Here is a 19,920-nt window from a genome sequence, read left to right on the forward strand (position 1 = left end):
GCTGGGGTTGATGCCGCCGTCGGCGTTGGGACTCCTTGAAAAGAAAAACGGCAGCCCAGGGCTGCCGTTTTTGAAGCCCGTATGGGCCTATTTGCTTTGGTTTAGCAGAGGCATGCCATAGGCGCGCAGATTGGTCTCCCCGATGATGGTGTGCGGGACCTTGCCTTGGCTGCGCTGGAACAGGATCGCTTCGTTGTCCAGTTCCTGCTTGCGCAGTACCGATGGGGTCAAAGAGGCATCCAGCGCTCGGTTGCCTTCTGCGATGGCGATCATGGCATCCCGCTCGGCCTGGGCCCTGGCGAGGGTGGCCGCCGCTTCCGCCTTGGCTTGCTCCTGGACCTTGTAGGCTTCGGCATCCGTGCGTTCACGGGCGGCATTTGCCGCACCGGCGGCCTCCGCGGCAACCTGTTGGGCCTGGGTTTCGATGATCCGCAGCTGAGAGGCTTCCGCCTCTTCGCGCTGGATCCGTTGCTGGGTCTGCAGGATCTGATCGGCAATGCGGGGATCGAAGGTGATGTCCTGTACCAGCACTTCCTGGACATCGATGCCGGTGCCGGACAGGGCTTCGATCAGACGAACCCTGGCACTTTCCTGCATGGTGGTGATGTTGGCGGACTGAGCCAGCCCTCGGCTGTCTGCAATGCGACGGCCTTCGTCACGGATGATGGAACGCAGATGCTGGCGCAGCGTCTTATCAATGAACTCCGTGGCGGAGCCGTAGTTTTGCTTGATATAGGGGGTCCGAGCATCATCAATTCGGTAGAGCACGGTCACATTTCCCGTGCTGTTGAAGCGATCCTGGGTGGGGATATTCAGCCCATTTACCTCGTAGCGCTGGTTTCGGGTATCGAACACATCGAAGCTGGAGATGGGATTAACGGGGAAGTGAAATCCTTCACCGTAATGGACCGGGTTAACCGTGCCCAGGGTACTTTGCACCTTGGATGTGCCGGCGGCAACGATAGTGAAGCTGTTGAGGGCGATAAGGGTCGCGATCCCGGCACCAAGCAGGGCGGGAACGTGAGGGGTTACTTTTTTGAGCAAGGGGTCCATCCTTCATCTTTTATCGTGGGAGCCGGCTGACGGGATGATGCCAACCGGGAGAGTGGGCAGTATATCGAAACCTTGATTCCAAGAATCGGGTGCTGCCATTCATGTTTGATTCTGTGGCCGGTTCAAGCAATGAGCGGTTTTCACCGAGCAGATTGCTGGGCATGCGCGGGATCCGAAAGACGGCTCAAGCCGGTCACTGAGCGGACTTTCGGTTGCAACGGGTGCCGGTGACAACGTCTGGGGTCGGGGTGTGCATGACGCTTCATAAGGGGTTGTCTGGCTGGTGGAGTTCCAATTAACTACATGATTTTCGGTAAAATAAGTCGTCATCTTGATGCCGACTGCGACTTGGGCCATGATGGGCGCCTCGCGGCAAGCACTAGGAAGGCATTTTATGACCCTGATTGAGATCGATAAGGGACGCTATCGGCAACGGGTAAACCGGGTGATCATGGTTTTCGTCGGCAGCCTGGCCGCGCTGGCGGTGGGCTTAGGCAGTGCGCTGATCGCCCTGTTTGGCTCGACACAGGGCGTTGCGGGCGAGCCCACCGGAAATTTTCACCTGAACCTGGCCGGGGTGATTCTGGCCCTGGTTTTTTGCACTGCGGTACTGCATGGACTGCGTCATCATCCCTGGTTGCATGAGGTGTATTATGTTTGGCGGCTCAAACAGTTGCACAATCGTATCTATCGTAAGCTCAAGCCGATCCAGGCCGCGGCGGCCCGGGGTGATGCGTCCGCGCTCACTATCCTTATGTTTTATTACACCAGTCAGAAGCAGGTCTACCTGCTGGACAACAATACCCTGACCCTGTCCACCCTGGATAAAGCTCTGTCAGAGCTGAAGGCTCAGATCGACGCCTTGTCGTTGACGATTGCTCCTGAACAGTTCCAGCCTGAGTGGCTGGAGCGTTTTTAAGGTCCGATAGGGGATCTCGTTTCGCCCTCTTTTTCGCCTCAATACCGCTTGATAGCAGGGTTTGGGACGGACTGCCTCGAGCGGTGCGATTTTTCGCATCGTCCTTTTTGATCATGCCAGCCCCAAGGGAGTGTGACACCCTGTGAGACACCGTCCATAGAGGGACGATGGTTTCAATTCACGATGATGGAAGGGACTTGGCATGATCACTTGGTATACCGGCAATCCTCTGTATGACACGCTGCTGCTGGGCGGATTTGTCCTGGCGGGCTTTATCTTTATTGGCTCTCTGTTCGGCCAGTCCGCCTACGGCCGGTTTGGCAGTAAAGCCAAGGGGGTGAGTTTCCCACCTCGTCTCGGTTGGATGCTGATGGAGTTGCCCGCGCCCCTGGTCTTCGTGCTGGTGTTTTTCCAAGGGGACAATCGGGCCGAACTGGTGCCTATGCTCCTCTTGGGCTTATGGCTGGTGCACTACAGCAACCGGGGCTTCATCAACCCCCTGCTGATGCGGGTCTATCCGGGCACCAAGGCCTCCTTTAATATTTCCGTCGTGTTGTTTGGCTGGATCGTCACCGGGCTTCACGGATATTTCAGCGCTGCGTTCATCAGTCAGTGGGGCGCACACTTCACCCAGGCCTGGCTGACCGATCCCCGTTTCCTGATTGGCCTGGGTATCTACCTGTGTGGCTTTGTGCTCAATGTTCATTCTGACTCTGTATTGCGCAATCTGCGGCCCAAGCAGCCGGACCCCAACGCCCCCCGTTACCGCATTCCCCAGGGGGGCGGTTATCGCCTGGTTACCAGTCCCAGCTATCTGGGTGAGATGCTCTCCTGGCTGGGTTTTGCCATCTTGACCTGGTCACTGGCCGGGGTGTTCATTCTGTTGATCACCATTGCCAATTTGGGTCCCAGGGCATTGGCGACCCACCGCTGGTACCTGAAGCGTTTCGATGACTACCCACAGGAGCGTCGCGCCCTGATCCCCTACCTGCTGTAACGCTGAGCGGGTACCGAGGGCTGCAGGGAAACCTGCAGCCCTTTTTTGTTTCCGTTGAGTCTAGGTACGTCGATGGGCTTATCCACCGCCGAACCGGTATCTATATGGTGACTCGTGCTAACCGTCAAATTCGGCCAGGTGCTTGATAGACAATGGAGATCCTCGCTCTGCATCACAGTTGCGAGACGGGGGCCTTCTTTGCCGGTCGCTCATAACGCTAAGCTTGGCAAAGCGTTGTTGAACCGAACTGGACAAAGAATGAATAAAAGCAAATCCATGGCCTTATCGGCCTGTGCCCTGGGCATGATGGCGGCAACCCCCGCTCAGGCAGCCGAGGCACCGGTGAACTTTATCTGGATCGTCGCGGACGATCTGGGCTACGGGGATACTGGATTTAATGGATCGGAAGAGATCCTGACCCCCCATATGGATCGCTTGGCGGCATCCGGTGTCACCATGACCACCGCCTATGTGTCGGCGCCGGTTTGTGGCCCCTCCCGGGCCGGGTACCATACCGGCCGCTACCAGCACCGCTTCGGTCACGAGGATCTGGTGGGTAAAAGTGGTATGGGAACGCCGCTGGATGAGTTGATGATCCAGGAGTACCTGCAGACTCAGGGGTATCGCACCGGGTTGGTGGGCAAGTTCCACGACGGTAAGGCGGAGAAATATCAGCCCTGGAACCGGGGCTTTGATGAATATTATGGTTTCAACAACGGTGCCCTGACCTACTGGGTTGGCGACAACGAAGAGGAGTTCCTCTACCGTAATGATCAGTTGATCGAGCGGGAAGAGCGTTATCTGACCGATGCTTTTGGCCAGGAGTCCGTTGAGTTTATCGAGCGTAATGCCGACAAGCCTTTCTTCCTTGAGGTGGCTTTTACCGCCCCCCATGCACCAATGGAAGCGACCCAGGAGAAGCTTAAGGCGTTTGAACACCTGGGCGAGCGCCAGAAGCTGGCGGCGATGATCTCCAGCATGGACGACAACATAGGTCTGATCCTGGATGCTCTGGAGGAGCAGGGTGTCGCCGAGCACACCATGGTGGTGCTCTTCTCGGATAATGGTGGCAAGTTTTCTACCGGTGGGACCAATGGGGTGCTGCGTGGTCAAAAGGCCAGTACCTTCGAAGGCGCTCTGCGGGTGCCATTTGCCGCGACCTTGCCTGGGGTGATCCCGGCGGACAGCCGGTCTGACGTGATGATCAGTGCCCTGGATCTGTTCCCCACCACGGTAAAACTGGCTGGTCAGCCCCTGGATCCGGATTGGCAGTTGGACGGCAAGGATATCCTCCCGGTACTCAGCGGGGAGAGCCAGATCAGCCCCCACGATCGCCTGTTCTGGCGTTTCGGTAGCCACTGGGCCTTGCGTGAAGGGGACTGGAAATTGATGAAGTCCGGCCGTAGCCCCATGATGTTATTTAATCTGGCAGAGGATGTTGGGGAGCAGAATGACCTGCTACGTCAGTATCCAGAACGTGCCGAACAGATGCGTGAAACCTGGCGCGAGATCAGTGCCGAGGTGGGACCGGCAGCCTGGGGTAGCTTCAAGGGTAAGGTGGATCGACTCCCTTAAAAGGCTAAGCCCCATGTGGGTGCCTGGAGACAGGCACTCCGTGCAGGGCTGAGGCCCGTTGGTCCAAGGCGTCATCGTCATAAAAGCTCCCGTGGGTTCTGGTGCCGTGAGATCGTGCCAGTGCCCAAGGGAGCTTTGTCGTTTGTCTCACTTCATCCATCTGCAGCCACGACAGGGATCTTCCTCTCTTGCTGTCTCTTGGAGCCGGAGTCTGGCGGCTCTATTGGGCTTGGTTCGGCCCCAGGTCGGATCCCCACGTGACTTATGGCGTGGCTTGGAAGCCATCACGACAAGATGGACTCGCTCATGACGGTAATTTACAAGGGCGTAGGAAGGGGGAGAAATACAGTGCATCATCCCCTTGATGAAGGTTTTTCATGTTTAGCTGGGTAAATGAGCGCAAAGCTCGGTTACGCCAATTGTTCAAGAAGGTAGCATTTTGGTTAAGGTGCGGCTGAGAATTTTGTCACAGTGAGCGCCGAATAACAGAAGGACTCTTACGGATAGCTTTGTCCAGTGACAGGATGTGCAATGAACTCAAATACGTTTAGATATGCCACCTTGGCCATGACGGGTTTTGCCCCGGCTGTTATGGCCAGTCAGCCCAATATCGTGGTGATGATCACCGACGATCTTACCTATGCCGCCTACAGCTATACCGGCAACAAAAATATCGATACCCCCCATGTCGATAAGTTGATCAACGACGGTGTGTTCGTCGATCAAGCCTACGCGACCCACCATGTTTGTGCGCCGTCTCGTGCCGGCCTGATGACCGGTCGTTACCAGGCCCGTTTTGGCTACGAGACCTTGAGTGGCGATGACAAGGAAGCGAAAGAGCTGGATCATGGCGTCTCCACCAAGGAGCTCTTCCTGTCTGACGTGCTGCAGGATGCCGGCTACACCACCGGGGCTTTCGGCAAGTGGCACCTGGGACTGAACGACCAGTTCCAGCCCAATAACCGGGGCTTCGATTACTTCTTCGGTTTCCCCGGCCGCTGCAGCTACACGGATTGGAGCAAGTTGGCGGAAAATGGCCAACCCGTGCAGGGCTCGGGCTACACCACAGACGCCGTGGGGGATAAGGCGGTCGAGTTTATCGAGGACAATAAGGACGAGCCCTTCTTTATGTACTTCGCCACCTATAATGTCCATTCGCCTTACCAGGTCGGCGCCGAATATCTGCCCGAGGGTTTTACCAAGACCAAGGTCAAGGTGTCCAAGAAGGCGAAGAGTTCCGGTAAGGGCCAGGAAGTTGCCGATGCGCAGATCGTCTATGACGCCATGATCAAAGCCTTCGATGCCCAGGTGGGTAAAATCACCGACAAGTTGGAAGAGTTGGGACTGGAAGATAACACGCTCATCATTCTGACCAATGATAACGGCGGCACCAAGCTCCACCCCAATGGCCTCTTCAGTGGTGGCAAGGCCACTTTCAACGAGGGGGGCGTGCGCATGCCCTTCGCCGTCAAGTGGCCGGCCAAGCTCAAGGGCGGACAAGTCTACAAGGATGGGATTGCATCCAACTTGGATATCTTCCCTACGGCCGTTGCCGCAGCCGGTGCCAAGATGCCGACGGATCGTGACTTCGATGGCACCGATCTTGTCCCTTTCCTGACCGGTGAGGTTGATGGCTCGCCACGTACTGCGATGTACTGGCGGGCCAGCCGTGGACACGCCATGCGTGACGGCAATTTCAAGTTGATCTGGGAGTCGGACAAGAACGCATTGAAGAAGGCGTTCCAACAGGAGCACGGTCGCAAGCAGCGTAAGCAGGACCTGCCCCTGTACCATCGTAAAGATCTTTACCTGGCTCCCAAGCTGTACGATCTGTCCAAGGACATTGCCGAGCAGAATGATATCGCCAGGCAGTACCCGGAAGTGGTGGAGTCCATGATCAAGCGGATCGGCGAGTTCGATCAACTGCGCGAGAAGGATCGCATCCAGGGCAGTGAAGACTGAACCTTGAGCTGTTGTCTCCTTTAATACGACCCCGGTATCGATCTCGATACCGGGGTCGTTCGTTTTTGCCAGCGAACCTCGATCCCCTTCTCCGCTTTGCCCTGTGCCAATCCTGCTTCCCTTTCCCTGTAGTGCCTGGCGCTGGCTGAGACGTATCATGCCTTGTTGCGTCCTTGGCTGCCTGATATACATGAAGCACAAGGAACGGGACGGGAGTGAGGATGGCAAGCGTGTGCCCGACAGGACTGGGAGCATTGGGCTTGGTATTGCTGGCTGGCAGTGTGTCGCCAGTACACGCCGGGTTCTCGGCGCAGCAAGCTGATCCCCTGTATGTCATGGAGTCCCGGATCCGTATTCGGACACTGGATAACGGATTGGTGCTTCGGATCTTGCCATTGGCCGAGAGTCAGACGGTTGCGATGGCCAGTCAATTTGAAGTGGGCTCTCGTAACGAGGGGGCGGGGCAGCATGGCTATGCCCATCTGTTTGAACATCTGCTGTTTAAAGGCAGCGAACGCGCTCCAGGGGACAGTTACGTGCAGCGCCTTGGGGCCTACTCGGGGCGATTCAATGCTCAGACCTGGTTTGATCACACCCTGTACCACGCCATAGTGCCCGCCGAAGCCTTGGAACTGGCGCTATGGCTGGAAGCGGATCGTTTTCGTCGGCCGTTGTTGACCGATGAAACGGTGCGGAATCAGCAGGCGGCGGTGCTTGAGGAGATGGCCCAAACCATCGAGCAGCCCCCTTATGTGCGCAAGGCGATGAGCTTCCTGCTGACCCTGCTGGAAGGGACGCCCTATGGCCACGCAGTGATTGGCTCCAAAGAGGATATTCGAGGGGCGAGTGTGGCCTCCTTGAGTGAGTTTTATAGCCGTTATTACCGGCCCGATGGCCTGCAGATGAGCCTGGTGGGTGCCGTACCTGATGAGGCCGAAGGTTGGATCGAGAGGGAGTTGGGGGATTGGCCGGTGCCGGGCTTGGCCAAGCCGGAGTTCGTCACTTTATCCTTGGGTGATGCACAGGTTCGGGGCAGGGTGGTGGACAGGCGCGCGCCCTGGCCCGCACTGGTGCTGGGATGGCAAACTGTGGGGATCGACCACCCCGATGCCGCCGCCGTGAGCTTGCTGGAGGCCCATCTGTTGCACAACCTGGATAGCCTGTTGGCCCAGACCCGCTTGCGGGATCCGGATCAGCTGCTATCCCTGTCGCTGCCGGTTTCCGCAGAGCTTTATGGGATCAGCAATCTGGTTCTGGTGCCCAGGGCAAGGACTTCCCTGAAGGAGCTGGCCTCGAGTGTCGAGGATCTGCTGGTCCCGCTGCGCAGATCAGGGCTGGAAGCGGCCCAGCTGGATCAACTCAAGGGGATATGGCTGGAACAAACCATTGCATCACTGGAGCAGCCCGAGGCCCTGGCAAAAATGCTGGCAGCGGTGCGGCCACAAGATACGTATCACCCCCTGACCGCGCCCTGGGAGCGGATTGAGGCGGTCACCCCGGCGGATCTGCAGCGGGTTGCTCAGCAATATTTTGCTCAGCCATCGGTGCAGTTAGCCCTGCTCCCTCCCTGGTATCTCCGCCTGGCTAAGGGAGTGGCGCAATGGCTGCCCGCCCCCTGGGCCGATGCTCTGGAGGCGGCGCTGTTATGAGCGAGCGACACAAGGCATGGCGCTGGTTGATTCGGCCTTTTGCGGCAACGGCCTGGTGTCTTATTTTGTTGTCAGGCTGCCAGCAGACCTCTGTCGATTTTACCCCGGTCAGTCCCCCGAGCCTGCCGATCTTTACCGAACTCGAGCAGGCCCCCGAGGTGGGCCCCTTGAGCCCCTTGGCACAGGTTGAACCCGAGGTGTCTTGGGCACAGGGGGTGGAGTGGGTAGGGTTGCCAGGGGGGGCCAGCAACCGACATCGGATCCATCTGGTGGCCCTGAGCCCGGAGCAGCCCCTCGACCAGGTGGAGACGCTACTCAAGGCGTTGGAGCTGGCCCGGATCCGCTGGCTGGCGACGTCGGATCTTCCCCCCTGTGCCCAGACCCTGACGTTTTCGGCCAGCTTGCATCGGCTGAGCCTGGGGGTGGCGTGCCCCGATCCCGTGCCGTTCACCGAGGTCCTCGCCTGGCTGGTCTCCTTTTGGCAGCCAGGGATCTTTGACGGCATCGAGTTGGCCCAGGTTCGGCGAGAGCTGAAGCTGGATAAACACATTCGAGCCTTCAGTGGCACCGAGATTGAGCGACTCTGGATGCACAGTGTGTTGGGAGAGAGCCACCCCTACAGTCGAGCGCTTGAGCCTGCCTTCAAGTCATTGGTCCTGTCTGACTTGCAGGCCCTGCAGCAACGGCTTAAGACGCAGTCGAACTGGCTGGTCCTCAGTCCATTTGGGCCGGACGAGGGGGCGTCGTCGTTGGCTGCCCTGGCTGAACCGGATCAGGCCGCCGCGCCTGCTCTTCCCCAAGTGTTGCCCGTGACGCCGCTCATCCGGCTGCTGGATGTACCGGGGGCGGTACAGACCCAGGTTCGGATCGGGTATGGGCTGGATCGATCCAGTGATACACGCATGGGTTGCCGTAGCCTGGCGAGCCTGTTGGGGCGCAGTTACTCGGGGCGTTTGTTTTACGATCTCCGTGAAGTTCGAGGGCTGACCTATGGGATCTATGGCCGCTGCTTCGATCATCCCCTTTCCACAACATTGAAATTTTACGGCAGTACACGTCTGGAACACACGGGGGCGTTCGTGAAGGGGGTCCTGGATCATCTGGCGTTGGCCAGCGAGCAGGCGGTGTCCGAGGCGGAGCTTGAGGCCCTGGTACGCTACGAGCAGAGCCGTTTGCGTTTAGCACAGAGTTCTTCATCCGGGATCGAAACCCATTGGCTCAATGCTCGGGAGAAAGGCGAGGCGGCCCAGGCGTGGCCGGACTATCTGCAAACGATGACCCCTCAGTCACTGCAACAGACCGCCCGCAGGTTGCTCGGCCCGGTACCGGTGATCGTGTTGCGAGGGGATGCGGATCGCATCGAGATGGATCTGAGCGAGAAGCTTCCAGGCTGGAAGATAGAGCGGGTTTCGCGTTGAGCACGGGGACCCCACGGTCGTGGGGTCCGGATGGCGTTAGGCGGTCTGCTCCTTGAGTACCACTTGGTTGCGTTGATTGGCGACGTATCGCTGCATCAGGAGTGAGATCAGCAGGGCCACGCAGAAGACGCCGGCAAACAGGTAGAGGGTGGCGGAGTAGCTGCCGGTGGTGGTCCTTACGTAGGCTGCGATCTGGGGGCCGGCCAGGCCAGCACAGGCCCAGGCGGTGAGCACATAGCCATGGATGGCGCCCAGTTGCTTGGTACCGAACAGATCGCCGATGAAGGCGGGCAGGGTGGCAAAACCGCCGCCGTAGCAGGTCAGGATCAGGTAGAGAACCACCTGGAATACCAGCACAGAGGTGATATTGGGCAGCAGATAGAAGGCGACGATCTGAATTAGAAAGAAGGCGATGTAGGTGATGGGGCGCCCCAGGTAATCGGATAAGGAGGCCCAGCCCAAACGGCCAATGCCGTTAAAGAGGGACATCAGGCCGACGATGGCAGCGGCTTCGGTGGCACTGAGGCCGATGCTTTCCTGGGCCAGGGGCGAGGCGGCGTAGATCACCGCGATCCCGCAACTGATATTGATGAACATCATCAGCCACAGGCCCCAGAAGGGGGCAGTTTTTACCGCTTCGTTGGCGGTCATCTGGGACAGATCCTGGGGTTGCTCCCGCTCGCCAGACTGGATCTCCGCACGCATCTTGTCGGGCATCCAGCCTTCCGGTGGACGTTGCAGATAGAGCGCAGAGCTGCACATCAGTACCAGATACAGGGTGCCCATGGAGAAGAAGGTGGTGGGGATCCCCACTTGTTGCATCAGCTCACTGAATACCGGTGCGGCGATCATGGCACCAAAACCAAAACCCATGATGGCCAGCCCGGTCGCCAAACCGCGACGGTCGGGGAACCATTTGACCAGGGTCGAAACCGGGGTGATATAGCCGATCCCCAGGCCAATCCCGCCGCAGACCCCGTAACTGAGCCAGAGCAGTGGCAGACTGCCCAAACTGGTGGCAAAGCCTGCCCCTATCATCCCCAGGCCAAAGAAGCTGGCGGCCACCAGGCCGGAGCGGCGTGGACCGTGCTTCTCAACGAAGTGGCCCATGATGGCGGCGGACAGGCCCAAGAAGAAGATGGCCAGGCTGAAGGTTGTTGCCACTTCACTCTTGGACCAGCCAAAGGCGTTTTCGAGCGGCAGGTTGAATACGCTCCAGGCGTAGACCGAGCCAATGGAGATATGAATTCCCACTGCCGAGGCTGCGATTAGCCACCGATTTTTCATAATGTTGTCCCTATTATTGAATTATTCCGCTATCAATTTTGGGCGTTTTATTTTGTTGCAATGTGACCGGCGTCAACCTGCGGGGACTTTGGCGTGAAATAATCAGCAAAACTGTATTTGTAGTGGGTTATGACCATGCATAAGCGAATAGGCAGGATAAAAAGTTTCAGTCTGTGTTACGCATTGGTTGCAATCTCTTGACGTTGGTTGACACACCGCTTTGTCGCGAATGGGAGAGCTCAAAGGAAGGGTTTCAGGCCTGATTACGTTCGAATGAATGTTTGATACAAAGCATTACACACCCTAGGGGGACTGCGTGTCATAGTCGAAGCACCACGTCGTTCAGAAGGAGCCTGTCATGGCGTCGCAGCCCCAGTTTCATTCCCCCCTTTGTATTGCCATCAGTTTGGCCCTGTTATCCGCCTGCGGTGGCGGCGAGTCGTCCGAGTCGTCCGAGTCGTCCCCAGAACCGCTTCCGCCGGTGAATACAGCGCCGATAGCCGATGGCGGTGACGATCAGGAAGTGAATTCCGGACAGTGGGTGTCCCTGTCCGCGTTGGGTAGCAGCGACGAGGATGGCGATCCCCTCACCTTCCGGTGGACTCTGGATATCAGGCCCCAGGGCAGTTCCGCCGCCTTGTCCGCGGCGAGCGGCGTACAGGTACGTTTCCGGGCGGATCAACCGGGCGAGTATCGGGTCAGCCTGGTGGTGAACGATGGCACCGAGGACAGTGCACCCGTGACGGTGAGGATCACCGCCGCCGAGGCGGATCTCAGGCTGAGCTATGCCATCGTCGGCACAGGTCAGGAGAGTTGCTTTGATTCCGCCAGCGGTGCGGTGGTGCCCTGCAGTGGACAGGGGCAGGATGGTGATCACCTGGGCAGGGGACCAAGCTATGAGGTTTCCGCCAGTGGTATGACGGTGACTGACGCTGTGACCGGCCTTATTTGGCAGCAGAGTAGCGATCTCGATGGCAACGGGGTGGTCAATGTGTCGGACAAGCTGACCCAGACCGAAGCGCTGAGCTATTGCGATGGCCTGAGCCTGGATGGTCGGGAAGACTGGCGCCTGCCCGGTATCAAGGAACTGTATTCGCTGATCCTGTTCACCGGGGAGGATGCCAGTGGCTACGAAGGCACGGACACCTCGATCCTTAACCCTTTCCTGGCGCCGGAGTTTGACTGGGCCTTTGGGGATCTCGATGCCGGTGAACGGGTGATCGACGGCCAGTATGTCACCAGTACCGTCTACAGTGGCACCACCATGAACGACAGCCCGACCCTGTTCGGGGTTAACTTTGTTGATGGCCGGATCAAGGGGTATCCGCTCAATAACAAGGCGTACTATGTGCGCTGTGTGGCGGGAGAGCCTGATTATGGCGTGAATGATCTGGTGGATCACGGCGATGGTACGGTGACGGACAGGGCCACCGGCCTGATGTGGCAGCAAGCCGACAGTCAGAGCACGAGTTGGGAGAATGCATTGGCCCAATGTGCGGCGGCGCAGACTGGCGGCCACAGGGACTGGCGCCTGCCCGATGCCAAGGAGTTGCACAGCATCCTGGATTACTCCCGCTCGCCCCAGACCCACAACAGTGCGGCAATCGATCCGCTCTTTAGCGCGATGGCGATCACCAATGAGGCGGGTCAGACCGACTGGGGTTACTACTGGAGCAGCACGACGCACAAAAATTTCAAAGGTTTGGGCCGCAACGGGGTGTATCACGCCTTCGGTCAGGCCATGGGGTTCCACAATGGTGCGCTCAAGGATGTGCATGGCGCCGGTGCCCAGCGCAGCAACGATAAACTGGATGTTGCCACCACAAGCGGTGTCAGCCAGGGCAGTGGAGCCACGGGCACCTATTACTACAAGGGCCCCCAGGGCGACATCCTGCGTCATGCCAACCCAATTCGTTGCGTGCGCCAGGCCGAGTCCGTGGTGGTGCCCACCGAAGGCAGTGTCAACCTGCTGGTGGTGATCGCCGATGATCTGGGTGTCGATAATGTCAGTGGCTATGGTGAGCAACCCAACCACAGTGCCCAGACCCCCACCATCGATGCCCTGGCCGAACAGGGCGTGCTGTTTCGCTACGCCTGGGCCAATCCCATGTGCTCGCCGTCTCGGGCTGGCTTCCTGACCGGTCGCCACGCATTCCGCCATGGCGTGACCCATGCAGGAGGCAGCGTCGGGACCCTGGCCCTGTCCGAACAGACACTGGCCGAGGCGTTGAAACCACAGGGCTATGCCACCGCGCTGTTTGGTAAATGGCACCTGGGCAATCGTGAAGGTTTTTATCCCACGGATCGAGGCTTCGATCATGCCGCTTGGACGGCAGGCAACGTCAGTGATTATTTCCAGTGGGAACTGTTACAGGCTGATGCCGGTGAATTGCCGATCGCGGTTACGACCACGGAATATGCCACCGCTGCCCAGGCTCGTATGGCCGAGGCGTGGATCGCTGCGCAGGAGCCGGATCAACCCTGGTTTGTGCAGTTGGCGTTCAATGCGCCCCATGATCCCTTCCAGGTCCCTCCGGCGGGGCGCTACACAGGCGTTGAGTTGCAGGATCCGGCAGGCACCCTGTGCAAAGAGGGACAGGACAAGGTAGCAGACTGTTATCGCGCCATGGTGTCCACCATGGATGGCTATCTGGGGGAGTTACTCGACCGGATGGCTCCCGAGGTGTTGGCCAATACTCTGGTGGTGGTGTTTGGTGATAACGGCACGCCGGGCAGTGTCATCATCGAAGAGGCGGGCCTGCCCTTTGCCAAGGATCATGGTAAGGGGACCGTCTATGAGGGCGGGGTTCGGGTGCCCATGATTATTGCCGGTGGCGATCGGTTGGGGATCCGCAGCGCCGAGGTGGGGGCACCGGTCCAAGTTCAGGATCTGTTTGCCACCCTGGCCCAGGTGGGTAACGCCACGCCCAAGGCCTCGATCATCGATGGGCAAAGCCTGCTTGGCTACCTCAATGCCGGGATCCTCCTGCCGGAGCCGCGCAGTAGTGTCTATTCAGAGCTTTATAGTGACAGCGCCGGGATCGATCGCTGGGCGGTCAGTACCGGGGAACTCAAGGCCCTGAGCCAGGAGGGCAGTGCCGCCTGCTACGACCTGCTGGCGGATCCTGCCGAGCAGCAGGATCTCTACCTCAGCAGTGATGATGCGGTGATCCAGGCGTGTGAGCAGTTGGCTCAGCAGAGGCCCATGGACTGACAACACCGTGCTTTTCACCATTTAGATGGGGACTTTGAAGCCATGCCTGCGTATTGCGGCATGGCTTTACTTCAACTAAATACCTTTCGTGATCTTTACGATAAGAAATCTTCGTTTTACCCGAATCTCATTTCCCTTCACCATCGCGCCGATTTTTCGATCAGAGTGTCCGACCCCTTCGGATCTGTTGCTTACCCTTTTTATCTGGAGTCTGCAGTGCCTACCCGTGCTGTTGTGAAACCCGCCACTGGGATCCTTGTTCCTGTGATGGGACTGTCCCTATTTGCCGTTGCCGCAGGTTTTCTTATGAGCCTGCTGCCTCTATCACTCTCTTCCCTAGGGCTGCCAGCCAGCTTGGCGGCCTGGGTGGCCAGTGCGTATTATGCCGGTCTGCTGCTGGGGGCATTGAGGATCGAGCCTGTGGTGCGCAGTCTCGGCCACCGGCGGGCCTTTGTGTTGTTTCTTGGTGTGCTGGTGATGACGGTACTGGCCATGGCGTTACTGCCTCATGTCGGTTTCTGGCTGGTGGCACGATTGGCGGCAGGGATCGCAACTGCCGGCGTGTTTGTCGTGGTGGAGTCCTGGTTGTTGCTGGTGGATGATGAGCGAGCTCGAGCACGCAGGCTCGCTCTGTACATGAGTGCCCTCTACGGGGGTAACGCACTTGGCCAGCTTCTGATCGGCGCCATGGGTACCCAAGGGTTGATGCCCTTTCTCCTCGTTGCCGGGGTGCTTAGTTTGGCGATGTTGCCACCGATGCTGGTGCGTCGGGGCACTCCGCGCCTGGCCGAGCATCATCGTTTAGGGCTGGCTTCACTCAAACATTTCAAGGGCCCGGCAGTGATCGGATGCCTGGTGTCCGGGTTGGTACTGGGACCCCTCTATGGCCTGCTGCCTGTGTATCTGCGCCAACATCAAATAGCTGGCTCCGAGGTTGGACTGATGATGGCCATGGTGATCCTCGGTGGCCTGTTAGTGCAGCCTCTGGTCGGCAGTTTGTCGGCCCGCTTTAGCCGCACCTGGCTGCAGGCGATGTTCAGCCTGCTGGGTATGGTGGGCGCTTTGGCGCTGTTGGCGGCGGCGACCGTCCCAACGCTGATCCTGGCCTTGGTGCTGCTTGGCATGGCAGCTTTTGCCCTGTATCCCATCGCCATCGCTCAGGCTTGTCAGGGCCAAGACAATAGCAAGATCGTCTCCATTACCGAGTTGATGTTGCTGTGTTACAGCGTCGGATCGGTCAGCGGCCCACTTTTAGCCAATGGGGGGGCCACTAAGCTGACGTCCCTGCCGATGTTTTTCGGGGTGATCTTTGCCGCGACCAGTATTTATATGCTGGTTCAGAGTATCAGCGATAGCGGTGTCGCCCTGGCGGAACCACCGGCGGGCATGGAGTAAGAAGATGAGAAAGGCGAACCATTTGGTTCGCCTTTTGGCACTTGAGGTCAGATAAAGTTAAGGGTTCAACGCAGGTTCTTGCGAAGGCATAGGTCGGTGCCAACAGCAGGAGGCTGGCTTGGCAAAGTACAGATCATAAGACAAAGCGCTGAAAGATTACTGATTGCAGGAAGAGCAAAGAGCGGGAGTTTTCTGCTCTTTTCTGCTCTTTTCTGTTTTCCCCTGCTTTTCCCTATTTTCGCTATCCTTACCTGTCTCCAGTCCTCGATACTAATTCCCCAATTGCTGAAGGGTAAAGGCGGAGGCGGGGTCCGTATCACTGATCAAGGCCTCGATCCGCTCGATCGCTTCCAGCGCCGAGGTGCCCTTGCGATAGCTCAGGAAGATGGGGCGTTGCCACAGTTCGCTCCCTTCCACTGTGAATAGCTGGTTCGAGTCCAGTAGTGGCTGGACCAGGGAGAGGGGCAGGTAGGCGGCGCCGCCCTTTTCCAGGATGAAGTCCAGTGCAATACGACCGGTCGAGGTGCGTAGGAAGGGGGCCGGGATCCGCGAATGGCGTTGGGCGTGCTCGGAGGCAAAGCGAGTCCCCCAGTCTACATAGATGTAACGGCCAGAGAGGGCCTGCTCGACGTCGGTGGGAGCGGTTGCGACCAACACCAGCTCCAGTGTCGCCACCTCTTTGCAGATGAGATCATCCGACTTCATTGGGTCGAACATCAGCCCCAGATCCAGGGTTCGGTCCAGCAGGGCGTTGTTGATCTGCTCTCGCCCCAGGGATTGAGCATTGAAGCCGTAGCCGCTGAAGGCATCGGTGATCAGGCTCAGGCAGTGCTGCAGGTAGGCGTCCCAGATGTTGGGGGTGCCGGCGATGGCCAGTTGCACCGTCTTATTGCTCTCCAGTGCCAGCTCCAATTTTGCCTGCTCCAGGGTGCTGACCATGATCCGGGCATAATCGATCAGCCGCTCACCGGCGGAGGTGAGTTTGATGGCATTGCGATCGCGCACAAACAGCTGGGTGTCGAAGAAGGTTTCTAGCTGCTTAATACGGGCACTGACCGCCGCCTGGGTGATATAGAGATCGGTGGCGGCACGGCCGAAATGGCGCTGCTTAGCAACGGTTAAAAAGGTTTTGAAAACTTTGACATCCATGGCTTTACCAAAGGAAAAAACGGTGACGGAGGAATGATAAATGGCAATTGCCTTTTCGACAAAAACTTCTGGTTTCTCTTTATCCTCACAGTGGACTATAAACCGCGTTTTAACGGAAGTTCTCCGGTTCTTAGTCCGTTTTCTCCCCAAGAAGACGTGACAGTCTAATTTGGCCCCTCTGTTTGGAGTGCCGGGCTGGTCGAGCGCAGCAGCCCCGCTGCCTTGGCCCCTTTTGCGAGTGATATTGACGATGCGGATCTGTTTTATGATGTACCCCTGGGACAAGGTGGAGCCGGAGCACGACTCCACCCTGCGCCTGGTCCATGAGTGCGCCCTGCGTGGCCACACCGTGGCCATCACTACCCCTTCCGGCCTGACCATCCGTGACAGCACCGTGTATGGCTTTTGTCAGGTGATCACCAAGGGGCAGAAGATCCACGAAAAGATCCCTACCTTCTACAGTCAGGTGCAGTTTCGCAAGGCGATGCTACCGATGGCCGGTTTCGACTGCATCTTTATGCGCAGCGATCCGCCGTTGGATGCACTGGCTTTGAACTTCCTTGACTCGGTCAAGGAAGACACCCTGATCATCAACGATCTGGAGGGGCTGCGCCTGGCCAACAACAAGCTGTACACCGCCTCCATGGGCGGCGCGGCCAAGGCGTTTATCCCCACCACCCACGTCTCCAAGAACAAGGAACACCTGATGAAGGTGCTGGAGGAGAGCGAACAGGAGAAGATGATCCTCAAGCCGCTCAACGGTTACGGTGGCCAGGGGGTGATCCTTATCGAGAAGAGCGCGATGCAGAACTTCAGCTCTTTGCTGGATTTCTACATCGGTCATGGTGGCAACTCCAACTATGTGATTTTGCAGGATTACATCGAAGGGGCGGAGCAGGGCGACAAGCGCATTCTGATGCTTAACGGTGAGCCCATCGGTGCCATGCGCCGGGTGCCGGCCAAGGGCGATATCCGCTCTAATGTGCACGCCGGTGGGACAGTGGTGAAACACACCCTGACCAAAGAGGAGAAGGCACTGTGCGCTGCCATCGGGCCCAAGCTGGTGCGCGATGGCCTTTATTTTGTCGGCCTGGACGTGATCGGCTCCAAGCTGGTTGAGGTGAATGTCTTGAGCCCCGGCGGCATTGCCCGGATCAACAAACTCAACCGGGTCAAGTTGCAGCGTCCGGTGATCGATTTTGCCGAGAACATTGTCCAGTCCCGGGAGCTGTTGGCCCAGCGTAAGACCGAATTCCGTCGCGCGGTAGAAGATGCCAACCTATAGCCTGGAGCAGGCCATTGGCCTGATCCGCAAAGGAGAGATCTTCGCCGGGCACATCGAGGAGGGCAGCTTCTACCTGAAGATCGACGCCTATCTGCCGGTGGTGGCGACGGCGATCCACGCCGGCCATCGGCTGCGAGATGATCTGCTGCCCAACTGCTTGTTGAGCAAGGAGGAGCGCTATTTCGAGGAGGATCCCTTCACCGACGAGATGCTGGCCTCCCAGCCCATTACCCTGTTGGGCTGCGATTCACGCTTCGAGTATGACTTGAACCGCTCCATGACCCTGTCGACCTACTATAAGTCGGCCTGGGGCAAGCGGGTGTGGACAAAGCCTCTGAGCCGTAAGCAGCGGGATCTTAGCCAGCACAAGCACTGCCAGTTCTATCGCTTGTACGAGGCGTTGATCGCCAAGCTGGAGTCGATGTTCCAACACGTGATCGTGTTTGATATCCACTCCTACAACTACCAGCGGATCGAGCGCCCCAGTCCGGTGTTCAACATCGGCACCGAACAGATCGACATGGAGCGCTGGGGCGACGTCGCCCAGCGTTTTTGTGGCGAGTTGGGGCAGATCCCTCTGCCCAACATTGAGGTGGACGCCAAGATCAACGAGGTGTTTGCCGGTCGGGGCTATCTTATCGCTCACACCAACGCCCATTTCGATCGCACCCTGGTGCTGCCCACCGAGGTCAAGAAGATCTACATGGACGAGCAGCGCGGCGAGGTGTATCCCCTGGTGGTGGACGGCCTGAAGCTGGGGATGAAGCACGCCTTCAGTGCCACCAGTGCCTTCTTCGAGCGCAAGTACAACCGCAAGCGCAAGACCCGCAAGGCCGACATGCTCAGCAGTGCCATTGATCCGGCCCTGCTCAAGCTGGATAACCAGCTGTACAAGCTGGCCCGCGGGGTGGACACCCTGGTTTACGTCAACCCGCTGAACCTGCAGAGCGAACGCAAACGCTTCTTCGCCTCGCCGCGGCGCTATCAACCCAACTACCGCTACCGGCAGTTGGCGCTGGACCCGTCGGCGTTTCGTGAGCAGCTCTATCGCTTGCCGCTGGAGAGCCTGGACGATCCGGGGATCAAGCAGTTGTACGGTGCCTCGGTGGACAACCTGGCCAGCAAGATCGATCTGATCAGCTCCGTCGGCAGCGAGCCGTTTCTCTACAACTCGCTGCGCTATTACGGTCAGCCCTCGGAGCGGGATCTGAAAAACGCCGCCTTCCTATTGCACGCGGCGGATCTGGAGGAGCGGGATCCGGAACTGCTCAGTGCCGCCCAGGCCAAGGTGTGGCTGGAGCAGCAGGCGGCCCAGTGGGACATGGAGTGCAAGATCGGCCTCAGCGGCCAGATCGCGGCGCGGGCCATGGTGGTCAGTGACAGCCCCAAGCTGCTGCTCAACCGCTATGCCCAGTTCGAGCCATCGGAGCTGGCCAACCTGGCCCAGCATGAACTCGGGGTGCATGTGGCCACCACGGTCAATGCCCGCAAGCAGCCTTTGAAGCTGCTGCGGCTGGGCCTGCCCGGAGCCACCTTCACCCAGGAGGGGCTGGCGATCCTCGCCGAGTTCACCTCCGGTGAGATGAAGCTGTCACGCTTGAAGCAGTTGGCCGCGCGGGTGATCGCAGTCGACTCCATGGTCCGGCGGGAGGGCTTTGTCCAGACCTACGAGTGCCTGCACGAGGAGCATCAGATCGCCGCGGACGACGCCTTCACCATTACCTCCCGGGTTTTCCGCGGCGGCGGTTTCACCAAGGATCACCTCTATCTGAGCGGTTTCCTGGCGATCCTGCGGGCCAGTGAGCAGCGCTCGCTGGATAACCTGCTGCTGGGTAAAACCGGCATTGAGCATCTGGATCTGCTGGATGAGCTGGTGCAGCGAGGCTATCTGGTGCCCGCTCAGCCTTACGTCAACCTCAAGGTGCCCGAGTCACTGGATGGGGTGCTGGCCTACCTGGTGCGCTCCATGCGCTGACTCTGTTGGCCTTGAAAGCCGTCGTCCCGTACGACGGCTTTT

General features: G+C 58.6%; 13 protein-coding genes. 10 read left to right on the forward strand and 3 right to left on the reverse strand.

The features are described from left to right. Positions 1 to 87: 87 nt before the first annotated feature. Complete coding sequence (locus AC2D8U_RS11110) at positions 88 to 1,044, reverse strand: SPFH domain-containing protein (RefSeq protein ID WP_484619120.1); 957 nt, start codon at positions 1,042 to 1,044, stop codon at positions 88 to 90. Positions 1,045 to 1,447: 403 nt separating this feature from the next. Between AC2D8U_RS11110 and AC2D8U_RS11115 the strand changes: the two genes are divergently transcribed. From AC2D8U_RS11115 to AC2D8U_RS11140, 6 genes are all read left to right on the forward strand, one after another. Next, positions 1,448 to 1,972, forward strand: coding sequence for a DUF3087 domain-containing protein (locus tag AC2D8U_RS11115; RefSeq protein WP_484619121.1), 525 nt, complete (start codon positions 1,448 to 1,450; stop codon positions 1,970 to 1,972). A 202-nt stretch (positions 1,973 to 2,174) separates the two neighbouring features. Further along, the gene (locus AC2D8U_RS11120) at positions 2,175 to 2,969 is read left to right on the forward strand and encodes a methyltransferase (protein WP_484619122.1); all 795 of its coding nucleotides are present in this window, start codon (positions 2,175 to 2,177) and stop codon (positions 2,967 to 2,969) included. 258 nt (positions 2,970 to 3,227) lie between these two features. Beyond that, positions 3,228 to 4,544: a sulfatase-like hydrolase/transferase gene (locus tag AC2D8U_RS11125; protein WP_484619123.1), complete on the forward strand. Its 1,317-nt coding sequence runs from the start codon at positions 3,228 to 3,230 to the stop codon at positions 4,542 to 4,544. A gap of 531 nt (positions 4,545 to 5,075) precedes the next feature. Then, positions 5,076 to 6,506 carry a sulfatase family protein gene (locus AC2D8U_RS11130; protein ID WP_484619124.1) on the forward strand — a complete coding sequence of 477 codons (1,431 nt, stop codon included), beginning with the start codon at positions 5,076 to 5,078 and terminating at the stop codon, positions 6,504 to 6,506. A gap of 221 nt (positions 6,507 to 6,727) precedes the next feature. Beyond that, positions 6,728 to 8,155, forward strand: coding sequence for a M16 family metallopeptidase (locus AC2D8U_RS11135; protein WP_484619125.1), 1,428 nt, complete (start codon positions 6,728 to 6,730; stop codon positions 8,153 to 8,155). Next, a complete protein-coding gene (locus tag AC2D8U_RS11140; protein WP_484619126.1) occupies positions 8,152 to 9,573 on the forward strand; it encodes a M16 family metallopeptidase in 1,422 nt (473 codons plus the stop codon). Before AC2D8U_RS11135 ends, AC2D8U_RS11140 begins: the two co-directional genes overlap by 4 nt. A gap of 36 nt (positions 9,574 to 9,609) precedes the next feature. Here the strand turns inward: AC2D8U_RS11140 and AC2D8U_RS11145 are convergent, their stop codons facing one another. Continuing rightward, on the reverse strand, positions 9,610 to 10,860 hold the full coding sequence (locus AC2D8U_RS11145; protein WP_484619127.1) for an L-lactate MFS transporter: 1,251 nt from the start codon (positions 10,858 to 10,860) through the stop codon (positions 9,610 to 9,612). Positions 10,861 to 11,218: 358 nt separating this feature from the next. On the opposite strand from AC2D8U_RS11145, the gene AC2D8U_RS11150 reads away from it, so the two are divergent. Both AC2D8U_RS11150 and AC2D8U_RS11155 read left to right on the forward strand, forming a co-directional pair. After that, the gene (locus tag AC2D8U_RS11150; protein ID WP_484619128.1) at positions 11,219 to 14,074 is read left to right on the forward strand and encodes a sulfatase-like hydrolase/transferase; all 2,856 of its coding nucleotides are present in this window, start codon (positions 11,219 to 11,221) and stop codon (positions 14,072 to 14,074) included. A gap of 216 nt (positions 14,075 to 14,290) precedes the next feature. Then, entirely contained in the window at positions 14,291 to 15,469 is a 1,179-nt protein-coding gene (locus AC2D8U_RS11155; RefSeq protein WP_484619129.1) for an MFS transporter, read from the forward strand. Between the two features lie 270 nt (positions 15,470 to 15,739). On the opposite strand, the gene AC2D8U_RS11160 is transcribed toward AC2D8U_RS11155, so the two are convergent. Continuing rightward, a complete protein-coding gene (locus AC2D8U_RS11160; protein WP_484619130.1) occupies positions 15,740 to 16,618 on the reverse strand; it encodes a LysR family transcriptional regulator in 879 nt (292 codons plus the stop codon). Between the two features lie 250 nt (positions 16,619 to 16,868). Here AC2D8U_RS11160 and gshB point away from each other — a divergent pair, with 250 nt between their 5' ends. Both gshB and AC2D8U_RS11170 read left to right on the forward strand, forming a co-directional pair. Beyond that, complete coding sequence (gshB, locus tag AC2D8U_RS11165; protein ID WP_484619131.1) at positions 16,869 to 17,903, forward strand: glutathione synthase; 1,035 nt, start codon at positions 16,869 to 16,871, stop codon at positions 17,901 to 17,903. Continuing rightward, positions 17,890 to 19,878 (forward strand): flavohemoglobin expression-modulating QEGLA motif protein, encoded by a 1,989-nt coding sequence (locus AC2D8U_RS11170; protein ID WP_484619132.1) that lies wholly within the window; start codon positions 17,890 to 17,892, stop codon positions 19,876 to 19,878. Before gshB ends, AC2D8U_RS11170 begins: the two co-directional genes overlap by 14 nt. The last annotated feature ends 42 nt before the right edge of the window (positions 19,879 to 19,920 follow it).

The organism is Ferrimonas sp. YIN67 (assembly GCF_057219095.1).